This is a genomic window from Salinivibrio sp. IB872 (assembly GCF_001995345.1).
GTDB classification, from domain to species: Bacteria; Pseudomonadota; Gammaproteobacteria; order Enterobacterales; family Vibrionaceae; genus Salinivibrio; species Salinivibrio proteolyticus.
On sequence record NZ_MUFO01000033.1, the window covers coordinates 20,818 to 44,876 of the forward strand.

The following is a 24,059-nucleotide window of genomic DNA, read 5'->3' on the forward strand; positions in this document are numbered from 1 at the left end:
AGCGATAATGAAGCGTTTACAACGACTTGTAGCAACCGTAGGCCTGATGAGTGCCTCAGCGATGGCCGCGAGCGGTGTGGTGTATAAATCGCCCAGCTGTGGCTGTTGCGACGATTGGGTTGAGCACATGGAGCAAGCCGGCTTTGAGCTGGAGGTTAAACCGCACAACAATATGGCGGCCGTCAAACAAGAGATGGGCGTGCCTGCCGACATGCAATCATGTCACACTGCTCGCATCAACGGCTACGTGATTGAGGGCCATGTGCCCGCACAGGAAGTGAAAAAGCTCCTTGCCACCCATACAGGCTATGAAGGTCTCGCTGTTGCCGGCATGCCGATCGGCTCGCCGGGTATGGAATATGGCGATCGTCACCAGCCATATACGGTGATGGCATTTGACGAAACAGGTCATACTGAGGCTTTCCAGCACTATCCTAAGCCTTAAGTACTCACCTGCAATAAAACGAAAAAACCCCAGCCGAGAGGCTGAGGTTTTGTATTGGTCGGTGAAGAGGGATTCGAACCCCCGACCCTCTGGTCCCAAACCAGATGCGCTACCAAACTGCGCTATTCACCGTTAATGCTTTTTACGTCAACTAAGTAACCTTCGATCACTCAGTTTAAAATAGTGGTCGGTGAAGAGGACTTCGATGGGGCGGCCTTCCGCTGGATCGGCTTACGGACCCCGACTAAATGCGCTCTCCACTAACTGAATAGTGGTCGGTGAAGAGGGATTCGAACCCCCGACCCTCTGGTCCCAAACCAGATGCGCTACCAAACTGCGCTATTCACCGACATATGACAAGTTTTACGAATTGACGTTTATCTTGTCAAGCGAAGGGCTATGCGACCAAGTGCATCCCCGCGCTGAGGTGGCCTATAATACTCAAGCCCACCGAAACCTCAAGCCCTGTCCGATAAATTTTTTCTTGTTCACGCTTAAGCGGTGAAAGAAACGTCAGTTACGCAGAGACTGTGATCCAATTCCCGTTAACATATGTTTATTATTTGTTCACCTCTCTGACTTGATCCTGATCAGTATTCAACTAACTGCCTATTGGCATTCTGACCCTACATTAACGGACACGAGGGTACAGACTATGGACTTTTGGCTTGATCTCCTTTTCGGCAATGCAGTCGGCTTGTCATCCATGATTGTCATCATCTGTACATTTGGCTTAATCAGTTTTTTTGGTGGTTACTTCATCTACAAAGTGATGACGTCCAAACCTCAGTAACCTGTTTTTTATTGCCTACCTAACTTTAAGCATTCTTGCTTAGTCCAGGGTCACATGGTTGGTCACAGAATGTGGCTCTGGGTTTCTTTTTTTTATTTCGTTTATACTGTCCCCAAATCGTATCAAACCACACATGGCATAAGAGCGATGAGTGATAAAAATGAGTTTGATTTGTTCCGCGAGATGATGTCTGACGTTGACCCCATTGAGCAGGACAAAGTAGAGACCCAACCGGCATCTCACCAACCAACTGAAGCACAGCTGGCACGACAGCAAGCGGCGCAAAAGCTGGCCGACAGCGACCCTGAGTATTTGTCGTTGGATTACGCCACCATGGTGAAACCGGACGAAGTCATGGCCTATAAGCGCGCGGGTGTGCAAGAAGGCGTGTTCCGTAAACTGCGTTTAGGGAAGTATGACATTCATGCAAGGCTCGACCTGCATAAGATGTCGTTGGAAAAAGCGCGCGATGAAATTTTACGCTTTTTAAAACAATGTCAGCGTATGGATATTCGTACCGTGGTGATTGTGCATGGTAAAGGAGAGCGCAGTAACCCGCCGGCCATGATGAAAAGCTATGTGTGCCAGTGGTTACAGCAAATCTCAGATGTCCTTTGTTATCACTCGGCGCTGCGCCATCAAGGTGGCTCGGGAGCGCTTTACGTGATGCTGAAAAAAAGCCAAGAGAAAAAATTGGAAACGCGCGAGCGCCATTTGAGCCGCCGCGCCTAGCGAATGTGCCCCAACACGATACGGCGCTGTCTTGCGCCAAAGAAAAAAGACTGGTGAGCCACCAGTCTTTTTTTTGTACTTATGTTTCGGCCGTTATGCGGTTTAAAGCGTCACTACCACCCGAACCGATAGCGCGATTAATACCACGCCTGAGAGCTTATCCACCCACACGGCATGTTGGCGTAGCTTATCGACCACACTGGCGCTGGAGAGCAGAAACGCGATCAGGGTATACCATAAGCCATCAATCAGTAGCGGTGTTAAAACAATCACACTGCGACTAAAAAAATCGGTACCAATGGCGACAAACTGACTAAATAAGGCAATGAAAAAGAGCGCCAGTTTGGGGTTAAGCATCGAGATCATCGCACCATCCCGCGCTGCCTCACCTAAGCTTGCCGGTTTACCCGCTTCAAGTTTGGACGCCACGCCACCTTGGCTCAACAAAGATTTGACGCCAAGCCACGCTAAGTAAGCCGCCCCTGTATAGGCAATCCCTGTAAAGAGTAACGGCGATTGTTTGAAGATCACGGCTAAGCCCAACATGGTGATCAGCGCATACAAACCGACGCCAAGCGCATGCGCCCAAGACGCAACAATACCGTGTAAGCGACTGTTGGCGAGGCTATGTTTCGCCATCACCACCAAACTCGGCCCGGGCGACATCGCACCGAGCATACACACAAGCGCCAATGAGGCCCAAATGGTGAATGTCATACTGGATTATCCTTATGGTTCTTCGCCGATCGCCGCGTACTTTCCCGCAGTCAACGCCAACAAATCCGCTGGCGATAGTTCTATTTCTAATCCACGACGACCGGCGCTGACACAGATCGTCTCAAACTGTTGTGCAGACGCGTCAAGTAGCGTTAGCAAGCGTTTCTTTTGTCCCAGAGGGCTGATCCCGCCAACCAAATAGCCTGTCACCCGTTGTGCATTCGCCGGCTCCGCCATCACCGCCTTTTTACCGCCTGCAGCTTTGGCTGCCGCTTTCAGGTTGAGCGAGCCTTTCACCGGCACGACCGCGACCGCTAGTTGTTTACTGTCACCATTGATGCAAAACAACAGCGTTTTGAATACCCGCGCAGGATCTTGCCCAAGTGCTTGCACCGCCTCTTCGCCAAAGTGTTGGTTGTTAGGATCATGTTTATATTGATGAACGTTAAACTTTATCCCATGTTTTTCAGCTAATTTAATCGCTGGTGTCATCATGCTTCTCTACAGCTAAAACACATCGCACTATCATTGCATAAAAAAAGCGGCACCGCATCGGTACCGCTTTGTCATCATGGCAATCTTAATCAGATTTACTTGTAAACAATTTCGCCCTTCGGTGCGTAGTCGTTCACATCAATTGGGCTGTGCGCTTCTAGGTAGTCTTTCAGCACTTCAGCATCCACGAAACCTGTGTTTACGTTTCCTGGATGGTTTGTCAGTTTTGGATAACCGTCACCACCCGCTGCGTTAAAGCTTGGCACGGTGAAGCGGTAAGTTTTGTCCATATCTAATGGCTCACCACCGATTTTCACATCGTGAACTTTACCGTTTTCAACCACCATCGAGATACCGGCAAACTGTACATACGCACCAGAATCAACTGGCTTAGTGCCGACAACATTCAGGTAGTCCAGCACTTCTTTACCGCTCATATCGGTGTACGTCACCATGTTGCCAAATGGCTGTACTTTCAATACGTCTTTGTAAGTGATGTCGCCAGCAGGAATCGAATCACGTACGCCGCCGGAGTTCATCACCGCAAAGTCTGCTTTCGCGCGCTCCATGTGTGACATGGCGATCAGGCGACCAAGGTTGGTTTGTTGGAAACGCACCACATCACGATCACCTTCAAGCTTGCCATTGCTCTTAGCAATTTTGACGTTGAGTTTTTCTTGGCCTTTGTCTTGGTATGGCTTCAAGAAGTCATACAGCGCTTGATCTTTCGCGATTTCATCTTGGATGAAGACACGTTTCTTCTCACCGTTCACCTTGATTTTTTTCTTCAGGTTCACAGGGATCAGATCATAGCTAACGAGATTCAAATCGCCGTTTTGGAATTCAAACTCCGCCTTACCGACATATTTGCCCCACTCGTGCGCTTGCATGATCCACGCACCGTTTTGCTGGTCTGGCGTACATGCATCACCCGGCTGGAAGTTTTTGTTGTACATGTTTGGACCTTCCATGCACACCGGCTCTTGCGAGTGTCCACCGATGATCAGATCCAAATCACCTTCGTCAATATAACGCGCGAGCGCCACATCACCCGGTGCGTTCACACCGCTTTTACCATCGGCATAGTGGCCCATGTGTGTGGCAGCAATGATGATGTCTGGGTGCTCGGTTTCTTTCAACTCTGCGATCAGTTTCTTCGCTTCCGCTTTTGGATCACGGAATTCCAATGAACCGATATACTCTGGGTTACCGATTTTGGCGGTATCTTCCGTGGTTAAGCCAATCACAGCAACTTTAAGGCCGTTGCGCTCAAACATTTGATAAGCTTGGAATTTGCGCTCGCCGGTCTCTTTATCATAGATATTGGCTGACAGCATTGGGAAGTCGGCCCATTGCATTTGCTTTTCAAGCACGCTCAGTGGGTTATCAAACTCGTGGTTACCGATCGCCATCGCATCGTAACCAATTTGCGTCATGCCTTTAAAATCTGGTTCCGCTTGTAACAAGTCAGACTCAGGCACACCGGTGTTGATATCACCGCCTGAGAGCAATAGCACCTCGCTGCCTTCTGCTTTTGCTTCGGCACGCAACTCATCAATCAGCGTTTTGCGCGCAGCCATGCCGTATTCGCCGTAGCGGTTGTGCCAGAAACGACCGTGGTGATCGTTGGTATGAAGAATGGTTAACTTATAAGTGGTATCTGGCGCCCAACCGTGTTCTGGTGTTTCTGAGCCTGTATTGGCGCACCCTGCCAATGACGCAATTAACGCAGCACTGACCGCTGCCTTCAAAGAAAGACGTTCCTTCATGATCTAAGACCTTATTAGCGATGGATAAGCCATCATCGACGACTGTCGACGATTAGAAAACGCCGACTAGTTTAAAAGAATTCATGCTATCCCGCTGGTCTATTTCATTATTTTGTTGCGATGATCACCGTCAGTTGGGCAAAAACCGTCACTTTGGTGATCGAGTCATAAGTTATAGAGCCTAAACTCTAATCAATAGCGAAATCGGCGCATCCTTTGCTTGCGAATTCGCTTGGGCCAACAAAAAAGCCTTTGCGTTAGGCAAAGGCTTTATGAGGTGAGCCATTTTAATAGCGCGTTATCAGGCCATTACTGCTGACGGGCGTGAAACCAGTGTCGGCTGGCAATGGCAACCAGTGCAGAAATGGCAAGGAAGAAGCAGTAGTACGAGTGGCTTACAATCACCAGTGGCGAGAGGCCAAAGCTGGCACCCAAAAGCAGGATTTGCGCGCCATAGGGGATCATACCCTGAACCACACACGAGAAAATATCGAGCAGGCTGGCACTGCGTTTCGCTGGCACCTCGTGTTCGCTAGCAATGTTCTTCGCCACTTGCCCTGACACTACGATAGCAACCGTGTTGTTGGCGGTACACACGTTGGCGAATGACACCAACAAGGCAATTCCAAACTCGCTGGCCCGTGAGTGGTGGTTGCCTTGGTTTTTCTGGAAACGGGCAATCACTTTATTGACCGTGTTGGTTAAAAAGCTTAATCCACCTTGGCAGCGCATCAGCTCTGCAATACCGCCAATCATCAAAGACAAGATGAAGATCTCTTGCATGCTGGCAAAGCCGTCTTTGACATGCTGGCTAAAGCTCATCAAGGTAAAATCTGGCGTGCTCATCAACCCGACGCCCATCGCCAGCAAAATCCCCGCAGTCAGCACCACAAACACATTCAGCCCTGCGAGCGCCAAGACGATGATAGAAAGGTACGGCACAACCGCGAGATAGTTAATGCTTTCAGGCGCGTCCACCGGCGCACTTTGGTTGTTGAACACAAATAAGATAATGGCAGCAATGGCGGCAGGAATGGCTATCCCGACGTTCTCTTTAAACTTGTCGCGCATGCTACAGCCTTGTGAGCGTGTTGCCGCGATCGTGGTATCGGAAATAAACGACAGGTTGTCACCGAACATCGCACCGCTGAGCAGCACCCCCGCCATCACTGCCGGTGACTGGCCGGTCGCGGTCGCCATGTTCAATGCAAAGGGAGCCAGTGCGGCAATGGTGCCCATTGACGTACCCATTGCCGTGGAGATAAAGGCCGCAATAACAAACAGTCCCGGCAGAATCAGGCTTTCTGGGATCAAGGTCAGCCCCAGGTTGACCGTCGCCTGCACACCACCCGTGGCGTCAGCCACTGATGAGAAGGCACCCGCCAGCAGGTAAATCATACACATGGCGATAATATCACCATGACCCATGCCACGGATAAGCTGTTCAATCGCAGTATTCAGCCGCTCACGGCTAAGTGCAAGTGCCACCATCACCGCTGGTAAAATGGCGACATGTGCGGGCAGTTGATAGAAGGCGTAGTCCGCGCCTTCTAAGGTAAAGTAAACGCCTGCACCAATAAAAAGGGTTAAGAATAATAATAGGGGCAGCAGTGCAAGGGCAGAAGGCTGCGGCGTTGTGTTTGCAGATGTTGTCATGGCAGTTTTTGTAATACCTCTTATAAAACTGTGATCCAGATTACAGCCCTCTAGCCATCCAGTCAACAAATAGACGTCTAAACATCTAAAAACCTTAACGGCTCGTACTCGCTGCTAGACAGTGTTTCGCAACCAAGACTGAACTTACCCGCAAGGCGACCCCGAACAAATGACACGGTGGCAGACGAAAAGACAGCGACAATAGCCGAATACATCGGACAACACCGTTTGTCGGTCAAGCTACTTGAACTTATCAGGAAGGATAACGAAGGAAGCGGCAGTACACCGCTCCCATTTTGCGTGGTGACTATCGAGCGGGAGTTAGTCTTCGAGCGAGAGGATCACTACGGCTGCCAATGCTAAAAAGCCGGTCATCACAGTAAAGGCATCGTTGTACGCCATGATCGCGGCGTCACGTTGCATCACACTCAACACGCTGGCTTGTGCTTGATGCAACGCAGTGGTGGCATCACTGCCTGTGGCGATAAACCAATCTGTTTGTTGGTGCAAACGCTGCCAACCTTGCTCGCTCACTGTGGACAAGGTGGCTTTGATGTTCGCCAAGTGCAAGCGTGTTTGGTTATCTAGCAAGGTTGCTATCATGGCAATGCTAAACGCACCGCCCAAATTACGCATCACATTGGTGAGTGTGGAGGCATCTGGCGTGTCATCACGCTGGATATGCTTCAGTGCCACTATCGACAAAGGCACCATAATAAATGGACTACCAATCGCACGCAGGATCATGGATAAAACCAGCTGCTGACCACCAAAATCGACGGTCATGTGTGTATTGACGTAACAACTTAACCCAAACATTACAAAGCCAAATGTCACCATGTGAGTTGGGCGAAACACGCGCATTAACTTAGGCACGAGCGGAAAGAGTAACAACTGTGGCAGCCCCATCCACATCAGCACCTGGCCAATTTGCATCGCGTTGTAGTGTTGGATCTGGGTGAGATACAGCGGCAACACGTAAATCGAGCCAAGTAAGGCCATACCCAAAATTAAATAGGCAAAGCAGGATAAGGCAAATTGCTTGTCTTTCAGTAGCCGCAAGTTCACCAGCGGACGGGGGTGTTGCAGTTCGTTAATCACAAAGTAGACGATGTTCACCACGGAAATCGCACTGAGCGTGAGAATAAATGATGAGCCAAACCAATCTTCACGATTGCCCTCTTCAAGCACCACTTCTAAGCAGCCAAGCCCTAATGCCATAGTGGCAATTCCGACCCAATCGGCTTTTTTCAGCAATGACAATGATAACGGCGTATCTTCTAGCCCGTAGCGGATCATGGCTATCACCAGCATTGCTGGTGGAATATTGATGTAGAAAATATAGTGCCACGACAGATTTTCCGTCAGCCAGCCACCAAAGGTCGGTCCAATAGCAGGCGCAAACGTCGCCGTGACACCGAACATCGCCATACCAATCGCCCGTTTGTTGGCAGGTAGCAGTTGCACCACCAGCGAGAAAGCCAGTGGGATCAGCGCACCGCCACTAAATCCTTGCATGGCGCGAAACACGATCATCGCACTCATGTTCCATGACAGTGAGCACAAAAAAGATGACAGCGTAAACACCGCGGTGGTCCATGTCAGATAGCGCCGTACGCCCAGCGCCCGCGATAACCAGCCACTGAGCGGGATCGCAATCATCTCTGCCACCAGATAGGAGGTCGAGATCCACGAACTTTCGTCCAAGGTCGCCGACAGCGCCCCTTGAATATCTTTTAGCGATGCATTGGTGATTTGAATGTCGAGAATGGCCATAAAGGCCCCAATCAACCCACCCAAGAGGGCAATCCAGTTTTTGAGCGGTACGTGATCGCTGTAGGCATCGGCCGTTAACGCAGTCGCGGTCATCTTCAGCCTCGTGTATCTACCGTTGCAATCACGGATAGCCCAGGCAATAACTTGGCTTTAAGTGGCTGATCGGGGATCCGGACTTTAATCGGCACCCGCTGAACAATTTTCGTAAAGTTCCCCGTGGCATTTTCAGGGGGCAGCAGCGCAAACTGTGCGCCCGTGGCTGGCGAGAAACTATCGACCACGCCATGCAGTACTTGTCCGGGAAAGGCGTCCACTTCAATATCCACCGATTGCCCCGGCTGAATATGCGCGAGCTGTGTTTCTTTAAAATTCGCTTCAACCCACACCTCCCCTTGAGGCACCAAGCTGACTAACGGCATACCCGGTTGAACCAGCATGCCAACGCGCAAGCTCCGTTTACCAATCACCCCATCAACAGGCGCATAAAGGCGGGTATCATCCAAGTTAAGCTGCGCTTGAGTCAGCTTAGCGGTGGCGTCATCAATCGCAGCTTGGGCTTGTTTCAGCTCACTGGCTAACACGGCTAATTGGTCACTGGCGGCATGATGCGCGGCTTTAGCCTGTTCTAACTGGGCGAGTCGCACTTTTTGCTGCGCAAGTTGGGCATCCAATTCATCTTCAGAGGAATAATGCTGCGCGATTAAACGCTGGGTACGGGCCACTTGTTGCTTGGCGCGATCGTACTCAGCTTGCGCGGATGCCATCTGACTCGCGGCTTGGCGGATCTTGCTGTGCTGTAAGGTTTGCTGTGCGTGCAGATGCTCGACATTCGCGCTTGCCGAGGCGAGTGCTGCTTTAGCTTGGGAGACCGCGGTACGATAATCGCGATCGTCAATTTCGGCCAATAAGGTTCCGGCTTTTACAAACTGGTTATCGTCGACATATCGGGCCACGATATAGCCAGAGACTTTGGGACTGATGGTAACGATGTCCCCTTTTAGGTAGGCGTTATCGGTCGACACATGATACTGCCCTTCCATCCACCAGTACCCTGCGCCAAGCACACCAATTACGAGGAATATCAAGGTCGCCAATAGTGGCGCTTTAACGCGTTTCGAAGCGGTTGAGGCTGTCATGAGGTCTCACTAATGTTAATTAAATCAATACCAAGCAAAGTGTTTCGAATTGTAAACCAATCGTATTAATTAATAATCGCGCTATAATCAAAAACACTGTTGCACAAATTAACCTAATCAGAGGAAGGATGTTGGACTTCAATGCGCTCGCCATCCTAGTGAAAGTGGTGGAATTAGGCAGTTTTACGCAAGCGGCTGAGGCACTGGGAATGACAAAATCGACGGTCAGCCGAAAAGTCTCTGATCTTGAGCGCAATCTAGGTGTGCGTTTGATCACGCGCTCCACGCGCAGTTTAAAGCTGACCACAGAGGGCGAGCGCTTTTACCAATCGTGCCTGTTGGCGAAAGACATCATGGAGCAGGCGGAAGTTGAAATCACCGCTCACCAAGAATTGATCCAAGGGGATTTAAATGTGGTGATGCCCGTTGAGCTCGGTCATCAGGTATTGGGGCCTTACATCAATGAGTTCATCAAGCTGCATCCGCATATTCGCGTGCACCTTGAGATGAGTAACCGTGAAGTCGACATTATTGGTGAAGGTATTGATCTCTACGCGCAAGTGGGGACACGCAAAGACTCAAACCTCGTTTCACGCCTGCTCACCAAYTCAACCCGTGTGGTAGCGGCAAGCCCAGCGTATTTGGCCGAAACTGGCATGGTGCAAAGTCCTACCGATCTTCGTTCACCGCATCGCCAAGTCAAAGTGTATAACCAAGCGGTGAAGCTGTTAGCGTGGGAGTTATTTGACAAGCAAGGGCAGAGTTTTAGTGTCGACCTCCCCTATCAGCTGCGGGTCAACACCATTACAGCCTCGTTGCAGGCATGCCTTGATGGCCTCGGCATTGCGGTATTACCGACGTTCTTATGTCGTCCTCACTTTGAGTCAGGTCGTTTAGTCCAACTGCTTAGCAACTGGCAAATGCCGACGGTACCCATCAGCTTGGTGTATGCCAATCGTACCTTGATGCCCAAACGACTCCGCACTCTGATTGACTATTTAGTAACGCGCCTAAACGAAGACATGCAACAAGGTGTGAGTGCCACACATATCGACTAATAGGCGACCGCTCACCGTGAAGGCGTGACCGCAAGCCGCGAATAAAAAAAGCTGCCAATAGGCAGCTTTCTGGGTCTCGATCATTCGCCAATTAGCGAATATCAATCTCTGCAAAGTTTTTAATCACATCATCCAGCGCTTTCATTTGCGCAAGGAAAGGCTCGAGTTTATCCAGCGGTAGTGCTGAAGGGCCATCACAACGTGCGTTGTCTGGATCTGGATGCGCCTCAATGAACAAGCCCGCAATCTTGGTCCCTAAACCAGCACGCGCTAAATCTACTGTTTGTTGGCGACGGCCACCAGATGCAGCGCCCATAGGATCGCGACATTGCAGGGCATGAGTAACATCAAAGATGATGGGGCTGCCATTGGAGGCCTTTTTCATCACATCAAAGCCCAGCATATCTACGACYAAGTTATCGTAACCGTGGCAGCTGCCACGCTCACACAAAATCACTTTCTCGTTGCCGCACTCCGCGAATTTATCCACGATATTCCCCACTTGGCCTGGGCTCATAAACTGGGGTTTTTTCACGTTGATCACCGCATCGGTTTTGGCCATCGCTGCCACCAAGTCGGTTTGGCGGGCCAAGAACGCTGGCAGTTGGATCACGTCCGCCACTTCCGCTACGGGTGCCGCTTGCTCTTGCTCATGAATGTCGGTGATCACTTTGACGCCAAAGGTGCTTTTCAGCTCTTCAAAGATCTTCAGGCCTTCTTCCATTCCCGGTCCACGGTATGAGTGTACGGATGAACGGTTCGCCTTATCAAAGGAGGCTTTAAAGACATAAGGGATGCCCAGTTTGTCCGTTACCTTGACGTAGTGCTCACAGATTTGCATCGCTAAATCGCGAGACTCCAGCACATTCATGCCAGCAAACAGCGTAAAAGGACGGTCGTTAGCCACTGGCATATCGCCAATATGAACGGTTTTTTGCGTCATGGTCAGTTCCTTGGTCGCACTAAACGTAGCGCGCTAATGTAAAGTCGGTTGTTCTTCGTTGAGCACTTTCACTTGCATCTTTAACAGCTCTGCCGCCGGATCATCCGGGCATTGCTCAATAAAGTACTCATAGTCGGTCGCCGCAACCCGATCACAATCGAGTTGCTGAAAGATATAGCCGCGATCGCGAATCTCGTATGGGTCGTCAGGGCTAAAGGTTAGCGCGAGTTCGCTACAACGTAATGCCATCGCGTACTTTTCTTCGCGCAATAACGCACTTTTGGCGACGGCCAACCAACGACCAATGATCGATGGGTGGTCACTCACTTCAAGGTGCGATGGCTCTAGCTCAGCAAACGGCCCTTGACTGCCTATCAGCCAACCACGCAGGGTTCGCATGCTAACACGCTCACCATCAAATGGATTGAGGTATACGGGGGTGTCTTCTAATTCATCAATGCGCAACAGCAGCTGAGTTGGAAAGCCTACCGGTTTGACGGGTAGCGAGAGGCGCTCACACAGGTACAAAAAGATCGCACCTAGCGAAACTGGGATCCCTTTTTTGCGCGACAGTACATGGTGAATAAAGACGTTCTCCGAGGAAAAGTATTGCTCGAAGTCGCCCGTAAATTGCCATTGATGATAGAAAAGGCGACGCAAGCCCTCGAGGCGCAAAGCCATATCGGGTTCGCTGCCCAGCAGATGTTCGGCTTCGTCCGCCAACAGCTCCAGTGAGGCCCGAACGTGATTAACATCGATCGACGGATCGAGCGCGTGGTTCAATGTTAAGGCGCCCTCTGCCAGTGTGAGCTGATCCAGTTGTTGATCGGTTAATGGCATCCTGTTATCCCATTAGGTGTGGTACTTTCGTTAACGCTAAATTGGCTGCTGCGTATGCCCAACCCAAGGCGCCAAAGAACGCAAAGGTGCGAAAGAGTTTGCCACGGCTGTAGTGCAAGGTGACAAATCCGAGCGCAATGTAAGCCAGTACACAAGTCAGCTTTTCGGTCATCCACGCCCCGCTTGGCGTAAATGGCACAAAACCTGTTACAAAAATCAGGCCAATTCCGGTGGTCAATAATACGGTATCGACAACATGGGGTGTCACTTTGACCCATTTTTTGTTGAGCATCTCACTGCCACGCATCACCCAGAAAAAGCGGATCACGAACAGCGAAAGGCTCAAGACAATACTCAATAAATGGGTATGCTTTAGTGCCATGTAGATCATAAAAAGTTCCTGCTTCCAGTCAGTTAGAATTATACGTTCTGAGCGACAGTGACTCTATCGAGCCCAGCGAGATCCTGCTGGGTTGCAATATTGCCCCATCCTTGTCGTTGCCAAAGCGCGCGCACTACTGCGCCTTGATCATAGCCATGCTCTACCATTAGCCAACCAGATGCGGCCAAATATGTCCGCGCAGTCGCACCAATGTGGCGAATATCTGCCAGCCCGCTCTCGTCTGCCACCAGCGCACTCGCTGGTTCAAACCGTACGTCGCCTTGCTGTAAATGCGGATCGGCACCGTCGATGTAGGGCGGGTTGCTGACAATCAGATCAAAAGGCTGCATGTCGCTGAGCGCATCAAACCAATCACTTTGAATAAAGTGCGCATTGGTGATTTGATTGTCGTGTGCATTCCGGCTGGCTAATAATACCGCCTCAGGCATCACATCGACGCCCACCACGGTGGCATCGGCACGCTCTGATGCAATCGCCAATGCAATCGCCCCCGTGCCTGTGCCTAAATCCAATACCCGACAGGGCTTATCCGGTAACACCGCCAGTGCTTGCTCGACTAACAGTTCCGTTTCTGGGCGTGGGATCAAGGTCGCGGGCGACACCGACAGGCGCAGCGTCCAAAAGTCGCGATAGCCAAGAATATACGCCACGGGTTCGCCTTGCAGACGACGCGCAAACAGCTGACGAAACTGGGCAAGCTGAGCAGCGGTCAGTTTACGGTCAGGCCAGGTATACAAATAACTGGTGGGCTGATCGAGCACGTGACAAAGCAGCACCTTCACGTCAATGGCCGCCGAGCCATGCCCGACAGCGCTTAATTCATGGGTACTATCCGCTAACAGTGCGCTAATCGTGGCAGTCATAATTATTGTTGCTCTGACAACGCCGCGAGTTGGTCAGCCTGATGCTCTTGAATCACAGGGTCAACCAAGCTATCCAAATCGCCTTGCATCACTTCATCTAAACGATAAAGGGTTAAGTTAATACGGTGATCAGACACTCGGCCTTGTGGGTAGTTGTAAGTACGGATACGGTCGGAGCGATCGCCTGAGCCTAACAAGTTACGACGTGTTGAGGCTTCTTCGGCAGCGCGCTTTTCTTCTTCCGCTTTAATCAAACGAGCGGCCAGTACTGACATCGCTTTGGCGCGGTTTTTGTGCTGCGAACGTTCGTCCTGACACTCCACCACAGTGCCGGTTGGCAAGTGGGTAATACGAATGGCTGAGTCGGTGGTGTTAACGTGCTGACCACCCGCACCCGATGCACGGAAGGTGTCCACTTTCAAGTCAGCAGGGTTAATCTCTGGAATTTCTGCTTCTGGCACTTCAGGTAAAATGGCAACGGTACACGCAGAGGTATGTACGCGGCCTTGTGATTCTGTCGCCGGCACGCGCTGGACACGGTGGCCGCCAGATTCAAATTTCAGCACACCATATGCGCCCTCGCCTGCCACGCGCGCGATCACTTCTTTAAAACCGCCGTGCTCACCATCGCTCGCGCTGATGATTTCAATCTTCCAGCCACGTTGCTCGGCATAACGGCTGTACATACGGTATAGGTCGCCTGCGAAAATCGCGGCCTCATCACCGCCAGCGCCGGCACGGATCTCAAGGAAGCAGTTGCGATCATCATTAGGGTCTTTAGGGAGGAGCAAGATTTGCAGCTCGTCGGTCAAGTCGGCAATGCTCTGCTTGGCCTGTTCGACTTCCTCTTGCGCCATTTCGCGCATCTCTGGATCGTCCTCATTTGCCATTTCTTCTGCGGCTACCAAGTCTTCTTGTGCTTGCTTGAACTGACCAAAACACTTAATCACTTCTTCAAGCTGAGAGTATTCTTTTGACAGCGCACGGAACTTGTTCTGATCGTTAATGATCTCTGGCGTACCCAACAGGTGCTGAACTTCTTCATAACGCTCGGCCAGTGATTCTAGCTTGGCTAAAATTGATGCTTTCATAAATCTCTTCGTTAGTTATCACTGTCCAGCCCAAGACAGGCACGCATCACCGCCAGTTTTTCTGGCTCACCATTTTGTGCTGCTTGCTGCATTGCCTGTGTCGGCGTATGGATCAGTTTATTTGTTAGACGATTGCTCAATTGGCGCAATACGCTTTCGGCATCTGCGCCATTGGCCAACGCCTGAATGCTTTGTTCAAGCTCGGCTTGTTTGATCTGCTCCGATTGAGTGCGGAATTGCTTAATACTATCAACCGCCTCTCGTGAGCGTAGCCAACGCATGAAATCGGCGCTTTCTTCCGTCACGATCGCTTCGGCTTGGATCGCGGCTACTTTACGCTGTTCGCGATTGCGTTCCACGATAGATTGCAAATCATCCACACTATACAGATACGCGTCGGCTAGGTTGCCCACTTCTTCTTCAATGTCTCTTGGCACGGCGATATCGATCAGCAACATTGGCTGGTGACGGCGCTGTTTCAGTGCTTTTTCTACCATGCCTTTACCGATAAGCGGCAACGGGGCGGCCGTTGAGCTAATCACGATATCTGCTTTCGCCAAGTGCTCTGGGATCGCTTCAAGCCCAATCACCTGCGCATTAAATTGGTCTGCCAAACACTGCGCACGAGATTGAGTCCGATTGGCCACGATAATGTTGCTGCACTTGTGTTCATGCAGGTGCTTGGCCACTAATTCTATCGTCTCACCGGCCCCGACCAGTAAGGTGGTGACGTCGGATAACGACTCAAAGATCTGACGCGCTAAGGTACAAGCCGCAAAAGCAACAGAGACCGCATTGCCGCCGATGTCCGTTTCGGTTCTCACCCGCTTGGCAACGGCGAACACTTTTTGAAACAGCTTTTCCAGCGGGCCCGCAATCAGATTGGCTTTTCCGGAACTGGCATAAGCCTGCTTCACTTGGCCTAGAATTTGTGGCTCACCGAGTACCAAAGAGTCCAACCCACACGCTACGCGCATCAGGTGTTTCACCGCCGCTTGTTCCTCGTGATAGTAAATGCTTGCCATCAAGCTATCACTGCTTAGGTGATGAAAATTGGTCAACCAATCCACCAGCACGCCGATCCCCGGCTGACGCATGTCGGCGTACAGCTCAGTACGGTTACACGTTGAGACGATCACACAGCTTCGCACTTGAGGGTGGTCGGTCAGTTGCTGCAACGCTTGTTCCAGTTGTTGCGGCGAAAAGGCGACTTTCTCCCGCAAGTCAACGGGGGCCGTTTTGTGATTGATTCCGAGAACTAACAGGCTCATGAAGCGTTGTTACCGACAGCACCAGTAAGGATTGGAGCGGAGGATTTTACTTGATGGCCCCCGTGAATTAAAGCGAACATTGATATGCATCATCCTCTTGGCGTGGAAATGTGAAGCCTCGCGAGATTGGTGGCTTCCTCGCCAAACCCGTACCGCATGCACGGATACAGGCACGATAGGCGTCTTCTTTCTCCGCACAGCTTGTGGCAAAGTAAGCGCATCACGGCCCTGATGCCGCTTTATTGACGTCAAAGAAAGGATACTCAGCACATGCTTGCTCCCCTACGCGCCTGCGTCATCGCCGCCTGTATTGCCATTTTATCGGGCTGTGCCACCGCTCCACCACCGTCGACCCAATGGCAAGCGCATCAGTCGGCGTTAACGGCCATCGATAGCTACACGGCGAAAGGCAAGGTCGCGTTTATTTCACCCCAAGAGCGGTTTTCAGCGAATTTGTATTGGCATCATCAGCCAAAACAATCCACGCTCCGTCTGACCAATTTTTTAGGGACCACGCTGCTCTCGCTGACTATCGGTCCACAGCGTGCCACCGTGGTGGATGACCAAGGCCAAGTTTATACCGACTCAAATGCAGCTCGCYTAATTGAGCGGTTGACCGGCATGTCGTTACCGATTGACGCGCTGCCCGCTTGGTTGCTTGGCTTGCCACAATCGCGAGATCAATTTGAGCTCGGCGATGACAACCGCCTCGCCCGTTTAAGTAACGCCCAAGGCTGGACCATTGATTATCTCGGTTACGATGGTAGCACGCAGCCGGCGCTGCCTTCGCGTATCACCTTAAAAAGCCCCCAGCAAACCGTAAAGCTGGTTATCTCCAATTGGACGCTTGATGATGAATGACACCACATTTTGGCCCGCTCCCGCCAAACTGAACCTCTTCTTGTATATCAATGGCCGCCGTGAGGACGGCTACCACGAACTCCAAACCTTGTTTCAGTTTTTGGACGTGGGCGATACCCTTGCCATTACGCCTAACCAAACAGGGACGATCAGCCTCAGCCCTGCCATGGAAGGAGTGAAAGAAGACGATAACTTGATTGTCAAAGCCGCCAAGGCGCTGCAAGCCCACACAGGATGTCCCTACGGGGCGCACATTGATATCGACAAACGGCTCCCTATGGGCGGTGGATTAGGTGGCGGGTCATCAGATGCCGCCACCACCTTGGTTGCGCTCAATCATTTATGGCAGACCCAGGTCAGCGCTGATGAATTGGCGGCTCTTGGATTGCGTTTGGGCGCTGACGTGCCTATTTTTATTCATGGTCAGGCAGCATTGGCTGAGGGCGTGGGTGAAAAATTTACACCGGTGTTACCGGAAGAAAAAGTTTACTTAGTGGTTAAGCCGGACGTGTCGATTTCGACCGCTGCAATTTTCACGCATCCTCAGTTGCAAAGAAACACGCCAAAGCGCACAGTTTCTGAGCTAATGGGGCAAAAATACGAAAACGATTGCGAAAAGATAGCCCGTAAACAATTCCCCGAGGTTGATAAGGCTGTTTCGTGGCTGCTAGAATACGCGCCGTCTAGGATGACTGGGACAGGCGCGTGCGTGTTTGCCGAGTTTGACACCGCACAAGATGCCCAGGCCACACTCGACATAATGCCTAACTGGCTGACAGGGTTTGTTGCACGTGGGTTGAACCGTTCACCCCTACTTGATGCGCTACAGCAGCAAACTGTGAGTCAGTGACTACTAAATGGATGCAACCCGAGGTTTCCACCGTGCCTGATATGAAGCTGTTCGCTGGTAACGCGACACCCGTTCTCGCCCAACGTATCGCAAACCGTCTTTACATGTCACTGGGTGACGCCACTGTCGGCCGTTTTTCTGACGGCGAAGTGTGTGTTCAGATTAACGAGAACGTGCGCGGTAGTGACGTGTTCGTCCTCCAATCTACCTGTGCACCGACCAATGACAACTTAATGGAATTGGTCGTGATGATAGACGCGTTCCGACGTGCATCGGCAGGTCGTATAACCGCAGTAATCCCTTACTTTGGTTATGCCCGTCAAGACCGCCGCGTACGTTCCTCCCGTGTTCCTATCACCGCAAAAGTTATTGCAGATTTTCTTTCTAACGTTGGCGTTGACCGCGTCCTCACCGTTGATCTCCACGCAGAGCAAATCCAAGGCTTCTTCGACGTGCCTGTCGACAACATCTTTGGCACCCCTGTTTTGCTTGAAGACATGCTAGCGAAGAACTTGGAAGATCCTGTTGTTGTCTCTCCTGACATCGGCGGCGTGGTTCGTGCGCGTGCAACCGCGAAACTGCTCGACGATACCGACATTGCCATCATCGATAAACGTCGTCCACGTGCGAACGTGTCTCAAGTTATGCACTTGATTGGTGACGTTGAAGGCCGTGACTGCATCATCGTTGATGACATGATCGATACCGGTGGTACCCTGTGTAAAGCCGCTGAAGCGCTGAAAAACCGTGGTGCTAAACGTGTATTCGCTTACGCGACTCACCCTGTATTTTCTGGCGACGCGCCGAAAAACATTGCGGAATCTGTCATCGATGAAATCGTGGTGACCGACTCCATTCCGCTAAGCGCAGAAATCCAAGCGACCGGGCGAGTCTCACAACTGACTCTGTCTGGCATGCTAGCGGAAGCGATTCGCCGTATCAGCAACGAAGAATCCATCTCTGCGATGTTTAATTCGTAATAGACGCATCCTTAGTAACAGCGCCCTGCCTCTGTGCAGGGCGTTTTTTTATCTGTCTATTTTCAGTGCTGACTCGACCGCTGAGTCGTAACAATGGTAGGATATGGCGCCTTTTGGGGTGGGCAGAATGCTCACCGGCTATGATGGGTAGATAAACAGCGAGAAACATCGTGAGTAATCAGATCCGCTTATTAGTTGGATTGGCCAATCCGGGGCCAGAATATGCCCAAACACGCCACAACGCGGGCGCTTGGGTCGTGCAAGAACTTGCGCGGATCCACAATGCACCGCTGAAAGAAGAAAAAAAGTTTTTTGGCCTGACCGGCCGCATTACCGTACACGGTCAAGATCTGCGTTTGTTGATCCCAACCACTTACATGAATTTGTCCGGTAAAGCCGTTCAAGCATTGGCTAATTTTTACAATATTCCCGTCGATGCCATCATGGTGGCGCATGACGAGCTAGACTTGCCACCGGGTGTGGCAAAGTTTAAGCAAGGCGGTGGACACGGAGGGCACAATGGCCTGCGTGACATCATCAGCAAATTAGCTAACGATAAATCGTTCTACCGACTCCGGATTGGTATTGGCCATCCGGGTCACAAAGACAAGGTAGCGGGATATGTGCTCACCAAAGCCCCCGCCAACGAGCAAAGCCTGATCGAACAGGCCACGGACGAGGCGGTTCGTAGCCTCGATATCTTGCTCAAAGACGATCTTGCCAAAGCGCAAAACCGTCTGCATACCTTCAAAGCACAGTAATTTTTGATTAAAGGGTTACCATCTCATGGGTTTTAAATGTGGCATCGTGGGCCTACCAAACGTAGGTAAATCCACTCTGTTTAATGCACTGACCAAAGCTGGCATTGACGCAGCTAACTTTCCATTCTGTACCATCGAGCCAAACACTGGCGTGGTGCCTGTGCCTGACTTGCGCTTGGATGCGTTAGCCAAGATTGTTAACCCCCAAAAAGTGCTGCCAACCACCATGGAATTTGTGGATATCGCGGGACTGGTAGCCGGTGCATCACGTGGTGAAGGTTTAGGAAATAAGTTCCTCGCCAACATCCGCGAAACCGATGCGATTGGCCACGTGGTACGTTGTTTTGAAAACGACAACATTGTTCACGTTGCCGGTAAAGTCGACCCTGCAGATGACATCGATGTTATCAACACCGAGCTGGCACTGGCCGACCTTGAAAGCTGTGAGCGCGCCATTCAGCGCAACACCAAAAAAGCTAAAGGTGGCGACAAAGACGCCAAGTTTGAGCTAACAGTGCTTGAAAAACTGCTGCCTGTGCTGGAAGAAGGCAACATGTTGCGTTCTGTCGAGCTAAGCAAAGAAGAAGAAGCGGCAGTACAATACCTCAACTTCTTGACGCTTAAGCCCACTATGTACATTGCCAACGTCAACGATGATGGCTTTGAAAGCAACCCTTACCTCGACAAAGTACGTGAGATTGCCGCGCAAGAAGGTGCCACCGTGGTTGCCGTGTGCGCGGAAATTGAAGGCGAAATTGCCGAGTTAGACGCCGAAGAAGCGGCTGCGTTCTTGGAAGAAATGGGGCTGGAAGAGCCAGGCCTTAACCGTGTGATTCGCGCCGGTTATGAACTGCTTACCCTGCAAACCTATTTCACGGCGGGTGTTAAAGAAGTGCGTGCTTGGACCGTGCCAATTGGAGCCACTGCTCCGCAAGCGGCGGGTAAAATCCACACTGACTTCGAAAAAGGCTTTATCCGTGCTGAAGTGGTCGGTTACGAAGACTATATTGCGAACAATGGCGAAAGCGGCGCGAAAGAAGCCGGTAAATGGCGCCTAGAAGGCAAAGACTACATCGTAAAAGATGGCGATGTGATCCATTTCCGCTTTAACGTATAAGCGCGTAATGCCTCTTGGGTGAGTTGTCGAGACCCCACCCTTGTCAGATAAAACCAGCCTCCAGGCTGGTTTTTTTCTTCCCACCGTTCAACACGATCCGCCACCTCCTCGGTAGGCTTTGCCGCTAAATTGTCCAAAATGGCGATTATTGCAGCCAATGAATGCAAAATCGCAAAAAAAACAATAACCAGACCTTGACGACTTTGGCCCAGAGCCGCATAATTCGCAGCGTCTTAAGGCACTACGCCTGACAGAGTGGCTACGTAGCTCAGTTGGTTAGAGCACATCACTCATAATGATGGGGTCACAGGTTCGAATCCCGTCGTAGCCACCATTATTTTTATAATTCGGTCTGCGTTTTCGTCACCGGGTTATCCACCTTTTGCGGAGGTGGCGGAATTGGTAGACGCGCTAGCTTCAGGTGCTAGTGTCCGAAAGGACGTGAGGGTTCAAGTCCCTCTCTCCGCACCAAGTTAGGCAACGCCTACTGGGGTATCGCCAAGCGGTAAGGCAACGGGTTTTGATCCCGTCATTCCCAGGTTCGAATCCTGGTACCCCAGCCATATAAAAAAGCCCACATCATGTGGGCTTTTTTGCGTTTAGGTAAATAACGTGACTAGTAGCGTTTTTCGCATGCGGAATAGTGGGTGTTTTGTCCTCCTAATGCACATCGCATTTCAAGCGTAAACGCAGTTCCTTATCCCTCGAGCCAGTCAAAAACAGCAAAGCTAGGTACGCGCCGATGCTCTTGTCCTCATGGTTCAGAGCGTGACCTATAAACTCCTCTAGCTGAGATTCGGACAAGTAACCAGTGCGCACATTATCTTCTTTCGACAAGCTGACCTTGTCAGCAATGAGTGGCGCGTCCATCAACTTGTATGCCTGACGATTGATCGTTTTGAGCAGGGCTAGAGCACGGTTTATCGAAGCAGGAGCATAAGGCTTGCCTTTAATCGTAACGGCGTTTTGCATCTCCATTTGGACTTTGATGATATCGGCGGCGGTTAGGTCATGAATCGATATGTGATGGATAGACTTTGCTAAACGAAATCGCGCTGCGTCGTCCTTCCAACTGCGTTCCTGTTTAGCCAGTGGCAGATACACTTCATCAAAAAACCGTTCCAGAGTCATCGTCTTCTCGGTAGTCTGATTGTCACGCTCAAGCTTGGGAACAACGCCTTCTATAATTTGCTGGCGATGCTCTTTGGCTGTTTTGCGTAATGTGGCGAGGTCAGTTTCAGGGGGCTTACCAAGACCAATACTTGCCTTCTTACCTGTTACCGGACTGGTATAACGCAGCAGGAATCGTTTCCCGCCAGACTTACCCACTAAGCAGCGAACACCAGTAGGTAAGCCACTGTCTTTCATAGCAGATAAATTGACTTCGTAATCGGTGGATTTAGCGGTTCTAGGGTTGAGGTTAAGATTGTTGAGTAAAGTGGTGGTGAGTCGTTGTGATTTTCTCATTCAAACCTCATTAACTAGATATTCAATTAGTTAATATCTGTTTAAACAAGCGTTTATTGCGGTTAAGTAAAAGCTGAACAACATAAGAATATGTGTAATCCAGCTTATCTTTTATTCGACTAATCAGTCACTGGATTTTTTTGACTTATCCTGAGGTATGGCAGGTGAAGTTTTTCCTTCTCCCTTTATTAAATTAGACGTCATATCATTGATTTTTGACTCTGTTTTTTCAGGTATACTTTGAGTACTTGTATTACCAATATCAGGTGCCTTCTCACCCATACAAAAAATCAATATTGTTAAAACAAGTAAAACGCCACCGATCCCTAAATAAAAAATCTTTGCTTTCGTTGTACTTCTGACATCTTTAAATTTCAGGATACTGACAGCGCTTTCTTCACCAATCTTTCCCGTTAGATTGATATTAGGTAATTGAGACTTGATTTGTTCCTCCATCTCAATTCCCTTGAGAACAGCCCCTTTTAGAAGTGGGTGATACCAATAAACATCTACTAAAAAAACCAGCATCCAAACAATAAAAGAACCAAGAGCAAGAAAGGAGGCAACAGGAATATTATATCCTACCACTTCAGCTTCATATTGGGATTTTAAGCTTACACCGATCGCACTGATAAAGGCAGAAACGATTAATAATCCAAAGTTTCTAACCTTCATTTCAAGGTCGTTAAAGTGTTGTTGAACATCAACTATTTTCTTCCATACCTCCACATTTAGTTTCAAATGTTCAAGCTCAATGTCTTTTTCATCACTCATGAATCAGCACCTTTAAACGTTTGAAAATCAAATATATCTAATATCTCGGAGAAACTATCTACCGTATAAGTTGGTGGGATATGATGATAATTATCTTTAATTTTCTTTTCTCGCTCTACGTCTTCATCAGTCCAATGAGTAACAGCTCTCAACAACTCATAACCTTCAGCATTGTTTTCAAAATGAGCAGTACCATATCTCGCAAATACATCTGTAACACATGCCTGCTGAGCCATCTCAATGTCTTTCATTTCACTATCACCGATGTAAACACAATCTTCTACATCAGCCCCGAGGTCATCTATAATATCTAGTAATAACTTCGGGTTAGGCTTCGTCTCTCCTTCGGGAGTGTGTTTTAGTTTGGTTAGTGAAAAGCTGAACTTTGTTCCTGAGCCTAATTCCTCAGGAAGCTCGTGATCTGGTGGTGAGAACAAGTAATCAATGTAGTTATCCAAACCCAGCTTCTTCAGTCGATATGAAGTGTAGTATGACTTAGACTCTGTATACGCAATAACTAGGACACCAATGCTTTTTAAAGCTTTAAGAGTGTCTTCTACTGTGGGATATAAACGCAGGTGTTTTTTTCTTTCAGACCGAAAAGCATGAATGGCTTCATCGAGCGCTTCATTGATCCCATCTTCAGAACCATACATATCAAGCAAAGACGGCAAGTTTTGTAGTAAGAAGGCATACTCAGCGGTACCGTGTTCTTGGTGAATTTTCTTAACTTCAGGCAGGATCACGTCACTACATAAGCCTGTAATCTCGTACACCTTGTCAAACATCGCCGAGTTACTAGCATACCAAATGCTAAACCAGTCAAATAAAGTGTTGTCTAAATCGGTAATGAGTACAGTTTTTTTCATTTAGCTACTCTAATCTAAGTCGTAAGTCGCGGGAATCTAGCTTCCCGACAGGTTAACACCAGTGAGCAACCATTCAAAGGTAAGCCATTATCATTCACGACGGAAGTAACTAAGTAACACCAAAAATCATACTTCCAAAACACTCAAAATGAGAATTAGGTTGATATTGATATCACCAACGTACTTCCACCACCCAGAGGGTGTTCATAGTTCTGTGTCACCCGGCGTTTAAAGATCTACGTAGTCGTCGAGCCGTCCTTCGAAGTGGATGCTCAGTTGGGACAATGTCAGGTTCCAATTCTGCACCGGATGCGTCCACTTCTCTGACGCCTTCAACATACCTGCATACAGCAACTYGAGCAATGCGTTCTCGTTAGCAAAGCCACCCTTGG

24 protein-coding genes, 5 tRNA genes and 1 pseudogene are annotated in these 24,059 nt (G+C 49.9%); 12 read left to right on the forward strand and 18 right to left on the reverse strand.

What is annotated here, in order from left to right; genetic code table 11:
- Positions 1–7 precede the first annotated feature (7 nt).
- On the forward strand, positions 8–445 hold the full coding sequence (locus BZJ18_RS12820) for a DUF411 domain-containing protein (protein WP_077457312.1): 438 nt from the start codon (positions 8–10) through the stop codon (positions 443–445).
- A gap of 55 nt (positions 446–500) precedes the next feature.
- On the opposite strand, the gene BZJ18_RS12825 is transcribed toward BZJ18_RS12820, so the two are convergent.
- Together BZJ18_RS12825 and BZJ18_RS12830 are read right to left on the reverse strand one after the other, a co-directional pair.
- Positions 501–577: transfer RNA gene (locus BZJ18_RS12825), tRNA-Pro, on the reverse strand.
- A 140-nt stretch (positions 578–717) separates the two neighbouring features.
- Positions 718–794 (reverse strand) — tRNA-Pro (locus BZJ18_RS12830).
- A 306-nt stretch (positions 795–1,100) separates the two neighbouring features.
- Between BZJ18_RS12830 and BZJ18_RS12835 the strand changes: the two genes are divergently transcribed.
- Both BZJ18_RS12835 and smrA read left to right on the forward strand, forming a co-directional pair.
- On the forward strand, positions 1,101–1,238 hold the full coding sequence (locus tag BZJ18_RS12835; RefSeq protein ID WP_069587366.1) for a DUF3149 domain-containing protein: 138 nt from the start codon (positions 1,101–1,103) through the stop codon (positions 1,236–1,238).
- A 147-nt stretch (positions 1,239–1,385) separates the two neighbouring features.
- Positions 1,386–1,970: a DNA endonuclease SmrA gene (gene smrA / locus BZJ18_RS12840; protein ID WP_077457314.1), complete on the forward strand. Its 585-nt coding sequence runs from the start codon at positions 1,386–1,388 to the stop codon at positions 1,968–1,970.
- A 102-nt stretch (positions 1,971–2,072) separates the two neighbouring features.
- On the opposite strand, the gene BZJ18_RS12845 is transcribed toward smrA, so the two are convergent.
- The 6 genes from BZJ18_RS12845 to BZJ18_RS12870 form a co-directional block, all read right to left on the reverse strand.
- Positions 2,073–2,687 (reverse strand): LysE family translocator, encoded by a 615-nt coding sequence (locus BZJ18_RS12845; RefSeq protein WP_069587367.1) that lies wholly within the window; start codon positions 2,685–2,687, stop codon positions 2,073–2,075.
- A 12-nt stretch (positions 2,688–2,699) separates the two neighbouring features.
- Positions 2,700–3,179: a Cys-tRNA(Pro) deacylase gene (ybaK, locus tag BZJ18_RS12850; RefSeq protein ID WP_077457316.1), complete on the reverse strand. Its 480-nt coding sequence runs from the start codon at positions 3,177–3,179 to the stop codon at positions 2,700–2,702.
- Between the two features lie 98 nt (positions 3,180–3,277).
- The gene (gene ushA, locus BZJ18_RS12855; RefSeq protein WP_077457318.1) at positions 3,278–4,951 is read right to left on the reverse strand and encodes a bifunctional UDP-sugar hydrolase/5'-nucleotidase UshA; all 1,674 of its coding nucleotides are present in this window, start codon (positions 4,949–4,951) and stop codon (positions 3,278–3,280) included.
- 309 nt (positions 4,952–5,260) lie between these two features.
- The gene (locus tag BZJ18_RS12860; protein ID WP_077457320.1) at positions 5,261–6,607 is read right to left on the reverse strand and encodes a Na+/H+ antiporter NhaC family protein; all 1,347 of its coding nucleotides are present in this window, start codon (positions 6,605–6,607) and stop codon (positions 5,261–5,263) included.
- A 321-nt stretch (positions 6,608–6,928) separates the two neighbouring features.
- The gene (locus BZJ18_RS12865; protein ID WP_077457322.1) at positions 6,929–8,476 is read right to left on the reverse strand and encodes a DHA2 family efflux MFS transporter permease subunit; all 1,548 of its coding nucleotides are present in this window, start codon (positions 8,474–8,476) and stop codon (positions 6,929–6,931) included.
- Between the two features lie 2 nt (positions 8,477–8,478).
- On the reverse strand, positions 8,479–9,519 hold the full coding sequence (locus BZJ18_RS12870; protein ID WP_077457324.1) for an HlyD family secretion protein: 1,041 nt from the start codon (positions 9,517–9,519) through the stop codon (positions 8,479–8,481).
- A 131-nt stretch (positions 9,520–9,650) separates the two neighbouring features.
- On the opposite strand from BZJ18_RS12870, the gene BZJ18_RS12875 reads away from it, so the two are divergent.
- Entirely contained in the window at positions 9,651–10,577 is a 927-nt protein-coding gene (locus BZJ18_RS12875) for a LysR family transcriptional regulator (protein WP_077457348.1), read from the forward strand.
- A 91-nt stretch (positions 10,578–10,668) separates the two neighbouring features.
- Here the strand turns inward: BZJ18_RS12875 and kdsA are convergent, their stop codons facing one another.
- The 6 genes from kdsA to hemA are packed head-to-tail and all read right to left on the reverse strand — an operon-like array spanning position 10,669 to position 15,988.
- A complete protein-coding gene (gene kdsA / locus BZJ18_RS12880; protein WP_077457326.1) occupies positions 10,669–11,520 on the reverse strand; it encodes a 3-deoxy-8-phosphooctulonate synthase in 852 nt (283 codons plus the stop codon).
- A gap of 33 nt (positions 11,521–11,553) precedes the next feature.
- A complete protein-coding gene (locus BZJ18_RS12885; protein ID WP_077457328.1) occupies positions 11,554–12,360 on the reverse strand; it encodes a SirB1 family protein in 807 nt (268 codons plus the stop codon).
- Positions 12,361–12,364: 4 nt separating this feature from the next.
- Entirely contained in the window at positions 12,365–12,748 is a 384-nt protein-coding gene (locus BZJ18_RS12890; protein ID WP_069587478.1) for a SirB2 family protein, read from the reverse strand.
- A gap of 32 nt (positions 12,749–12,780) precedes the next feature.
- A complete protein-coding gene (gene prmC / locus BZJ18_RS12895) occupies positions 12,781–13,626 on the reverse strand; it encodes a peptide chain release factor N(5)-glutamine methyltransferase (protein WP_077457330.1) in 846 nt (281 codons plus the stop codon).
- 2 nt (positions 13,627–13,628) lie between these two features.
- Complete coding sequence (prfA, locus tag BZJ18_RS12900) at positions 13,629–14,717, reverse strand: peptide chain release factor 1 (RefSeq protein ID WP_069587375.1); 1,089 nt, start codon at positions 14,715–14,717, stop codon at positions 13,629–13,631.
- A gap of 11 nt (positions 14,718–14,728) precedes the next feature.
- Positions 14,729–15,988 carry a glutamyl-tRNA reductase gene (gene hemA / locus BZJ18_RS12905; protein WP_069587376.1) on the reverse strand — a complete coding sequence of 420 codons (1,260 nt, stop codon included), beginning with the start codon at positions 15,986–15,988 and terminating at the stop codon, positions 14,729–14,731.
- A gap of 270 nt (positions 15,989–16,258) precedes the next feature.
- Between hemA and lolB the strand changes: the two genes are divergently transcribed.
- The 8 genes from lolB to BZJ18_RS12945 all read left to right on the forward strand — a co-directional run bounded on the left by lolB (position 16,259) and on the right by BZJ18_RS12945 (position 21,120).
- Positions 16,259–16,849 carry a lipoprotein insertase outer membrane protein LolB gene (gene lolB / locus BZJ18_RS12910; protein WP_077457332.1) on the forward strand — a complete coding sequence of 197 codons (591 nt, stop codon included), beginning with the start codon at positions 16,259–16,261 and terminating at the stop codon, positions 16,847–16,849.
- The gene (ispE, locus tag BZJ18_RS12915; protein WP_077457334.1) at positions 16,839–17,699 is read left to right on the forward strand and encodes a 4-(cytidine 5'-diphospho)-2-C-methyl-D-erythritol kinase; all 861 of its coding nucleotides are present in this window, start codon (positions 16,839–16,841) and stop codon (positions 17,697–17,699) included. Before lolB ends, ispE begins: the two co-directional genes overlap by 11 nt.
- 32 nt (positions 17,700–17,731) lie before the next feature.
- Positions 17,732–18,679 (forward strand): ribose-phosphate pyrophosphokinase, encoded by a 948-nt coding sequence (locus BZJ18_RS12920; RefSeq protein ID WP_131825056.1) that lies wholly within the window; start codon positions 17,732–17,734, stop codon positions 18,677–18,679.
- A 170-nt stretch (positions 18,680–18,849) separates the two neighbouring features.
- Complete coding sequence (pth, locus tag BZJ18_RS12925; protein ID WP_069587379.1) at positions 18,850–19,440, forward strand: aminoacyl-tRNA hydrolase; 591 nt, start codon at positions 18,850–18,852, stop codon at positions 19,438–19,440.
- A 25-nt stretch (positions 19,441–19,465) separates the two neighbouring features.
- Positions 19,466–20,557: a redox-regulated ATPase YchF gene (ychF, locus tag BZJ18_RS12930; protein WP_077457336.1), complete on the forward strand. Its 1,092-nt coding sequence runs from the start codon at positions 19,466–19,468 to the stop codon at positions 20,555–20,557.
- 257 nt (positions 20,558–20,814) lie between these two features.
- Positions 20,815–20,891: transfer RNA gene (locus BZJ18_RS12935), tRNA-Met, on the forward strand.
- A gap of 50 nt (positions 20,892–20,941) precedes the next feature.
- Positions 20,942–21,028, forward strand: a tRNA-Leu gene (locus BZJ18_RS12940).
- Between the two features lie 17 nt (positions 21,029–21,045).
- Positions 21,046–21,120 (forward strand) — tRNA-Gln (locus BZJ18_RS12945).
- A gap of 97 nt (positions 21,121–21,217) precedes the next feature.
- Here the strand turns inward: BZJ18_RS12945 and BZJ18_RS12950 are convergent.
- From BZJ18_RS12950 to BZJ18_RS17105, 4 genes and pseudogenes are all read right to left on the reverse strand, one after another.
- On the reverse strand, positions 21,218–22,024 hold the full coding sequence (locus BZJ18_RS12950) for an Arm DNA-binding domain-containing protein (RefSeq protein ID WP_241824974.1): 807 nt from the start codon (positions 22,022–22,024) through the stop codon (positions 21,218–21,220).
- A 123-nt stretch (positions 22,025–22,147) separates the two neighbouring features.
- Positions 22,148–22,798 (reverse strand): hypothetical protein, encoded by a 651-nt coding sequence (locus tag BZJ18_RS12955; protein ID WP_077457338.1) that lies wholly within the window; start codon positions 22,796–22,798, stop codon positions 22,148–22,150.
- Positions 22,795–23,667: an HAD family hydrolase gene (locus tag BZJ18_RS12960; RefSeq protein WP_077457340.1), complete on the reverse strand. Its 873-nt coding sequence runs from the start codon at positions 23,665–23,667 to the stop codon at positions 22,795–22,797. The genes BZJ18_RS12955 and BZJ18_RS12960 overlap by 4 nt, the downstream gene beginning before the upstream one ends.
- Before the next feature lie 228 nt (positions 23,668–23,895).
- A pseudogene (locus BZJ18_RS17105) lies at positions 23,896–24,059 on the reverse strand (IS256 family transposase); the annotation flags it as partial.

Excerpts from the sequence above, each read along its gene's own strand:
- BZJ18_RS12950 (WP_241824974.1), bottom strand. The coding sequence starts at position 22,024 with ATGAGAAAATCACAACGACTCACCACCACTTTACTCAACAATCTTAAC.
- ushA (WP_077457318.1), bottom strand. The coding sequence starts at position 4,951 with ATGAAGGAACGTCTTTCTTTGAAGGCAGCGGTCAGTGCTGCGTTAATT.
- ybaK (WP_077457316.1), bottom strand. The coding sequence starts at position 3,179 with ATGACACCAGCGATTAAATTAGCTGAAAAACATGGGATAAAGTTTAAC.
- BZJ18_RS12870 (WP_077457324.1), bottom strand. The coding sequence starts at position 9,519 with ATGACAGCCTCAACCGCTTCGAAACGCGTTAAAGCGCCACTATTGGCG.
- prmC (WP_077457330.1), bottom strand. The coding sequence starts at position 13,626 with ATGACTGCCACGATTAGCGCACTGTTAGCGGATAGTACCCATGAATTA.
- BZJ18_RS12885 (WP_077457328.1), bottom strand. The coding sequence starts at position 12,360 with ATGCCATTAACCGATCAACAACTGGATCAGCTCACACTGGCAGAGGGC.
- ychF (WP_077457336.1), top strand. The coding sequence starts at position 19,466 with ATGGGTTTTAAATGTGGCATCGTGGGCCTACCAAACGTAGGTAAATCC.
- ispE (WP_077457334.1), top strand. The coding sequence starts at position 16,839 with ATGATGAATGACACCACATTTTGGCCCGCTCCCGCCAAACTGAACCTC.
- BZJ18_RS12865 (WP_077457322.1), bottom strand. The coding sequence starts at position 8,476 with ATGACCGCGACTGCGTTAACGGCCGATGCCTACAGCGATCACGTACCG.
- BZJ18_RS12820 (WP_077457312.1), top strand. The coding sequence starts at position 8 with ATGAAGCGTTTACAACGACTTGTAGCAACCGTAGGCCTGATGAGTGCC.
- BZJ18_RS12860 (WP_077457320.1), bottom strand. The coding sequence starts at position 6,607 with ATGACAACATCTGCAAACACAACGCCGCAGCCTTCTGCCCTTGCACTG.
- BZJ18_RS12845 (WP_069587367.1), bottom strand. The coding sequence starts at position 2,687 with ATGACATTCACCATTTGGGCCTCATTGGCGCTTGTGTGTATGCTCGGT.
- BZJ18_RS12835 (WP_069587366.1), top strand. The coding sequence starts at position 1,101 with ATGGACTTTTGGCTTGATCTCCTTTTCGGCAATGCAGTCGGCTTGTCA.
- smrA (WP_077457314.1), top strand. The coding sequence starts at position 1,386 with ATGAGTGATAAAAATGAGTTTGATTTGTTCCGCGAGATGATGTCTGAC.
- hemA (WP_069587376.1), bottom strand. The coding sequence starts at position 15,988 with ATGAGCCTGTTAGTTCTCGGAATCAATCACAAAACGGCCCCCGTTGAC.
- prfA (WP_069587375.1), bottom strand. The coding sequence starts at position 14,717 with ATGAAAGCATCAATTTTAGCCAAGCTAGAATCACTGGCCGAGCGTTAT.
- BZJ18_RS12960 (WP_077457340.1), bottom strand. The coding sequence starts at position 23,667 with ATGAAAAAAACTGTACTCATTACCGATTTAGACAACACTTTATTTGAC.
- BZJ18_RS12955 (WP_077457338.1), bottom strand. The coding sequence starts at position 22,798 with ATGAGTGATGAAAAAGACATTGAGCTTGAACATTTGAAACTAAATGTG.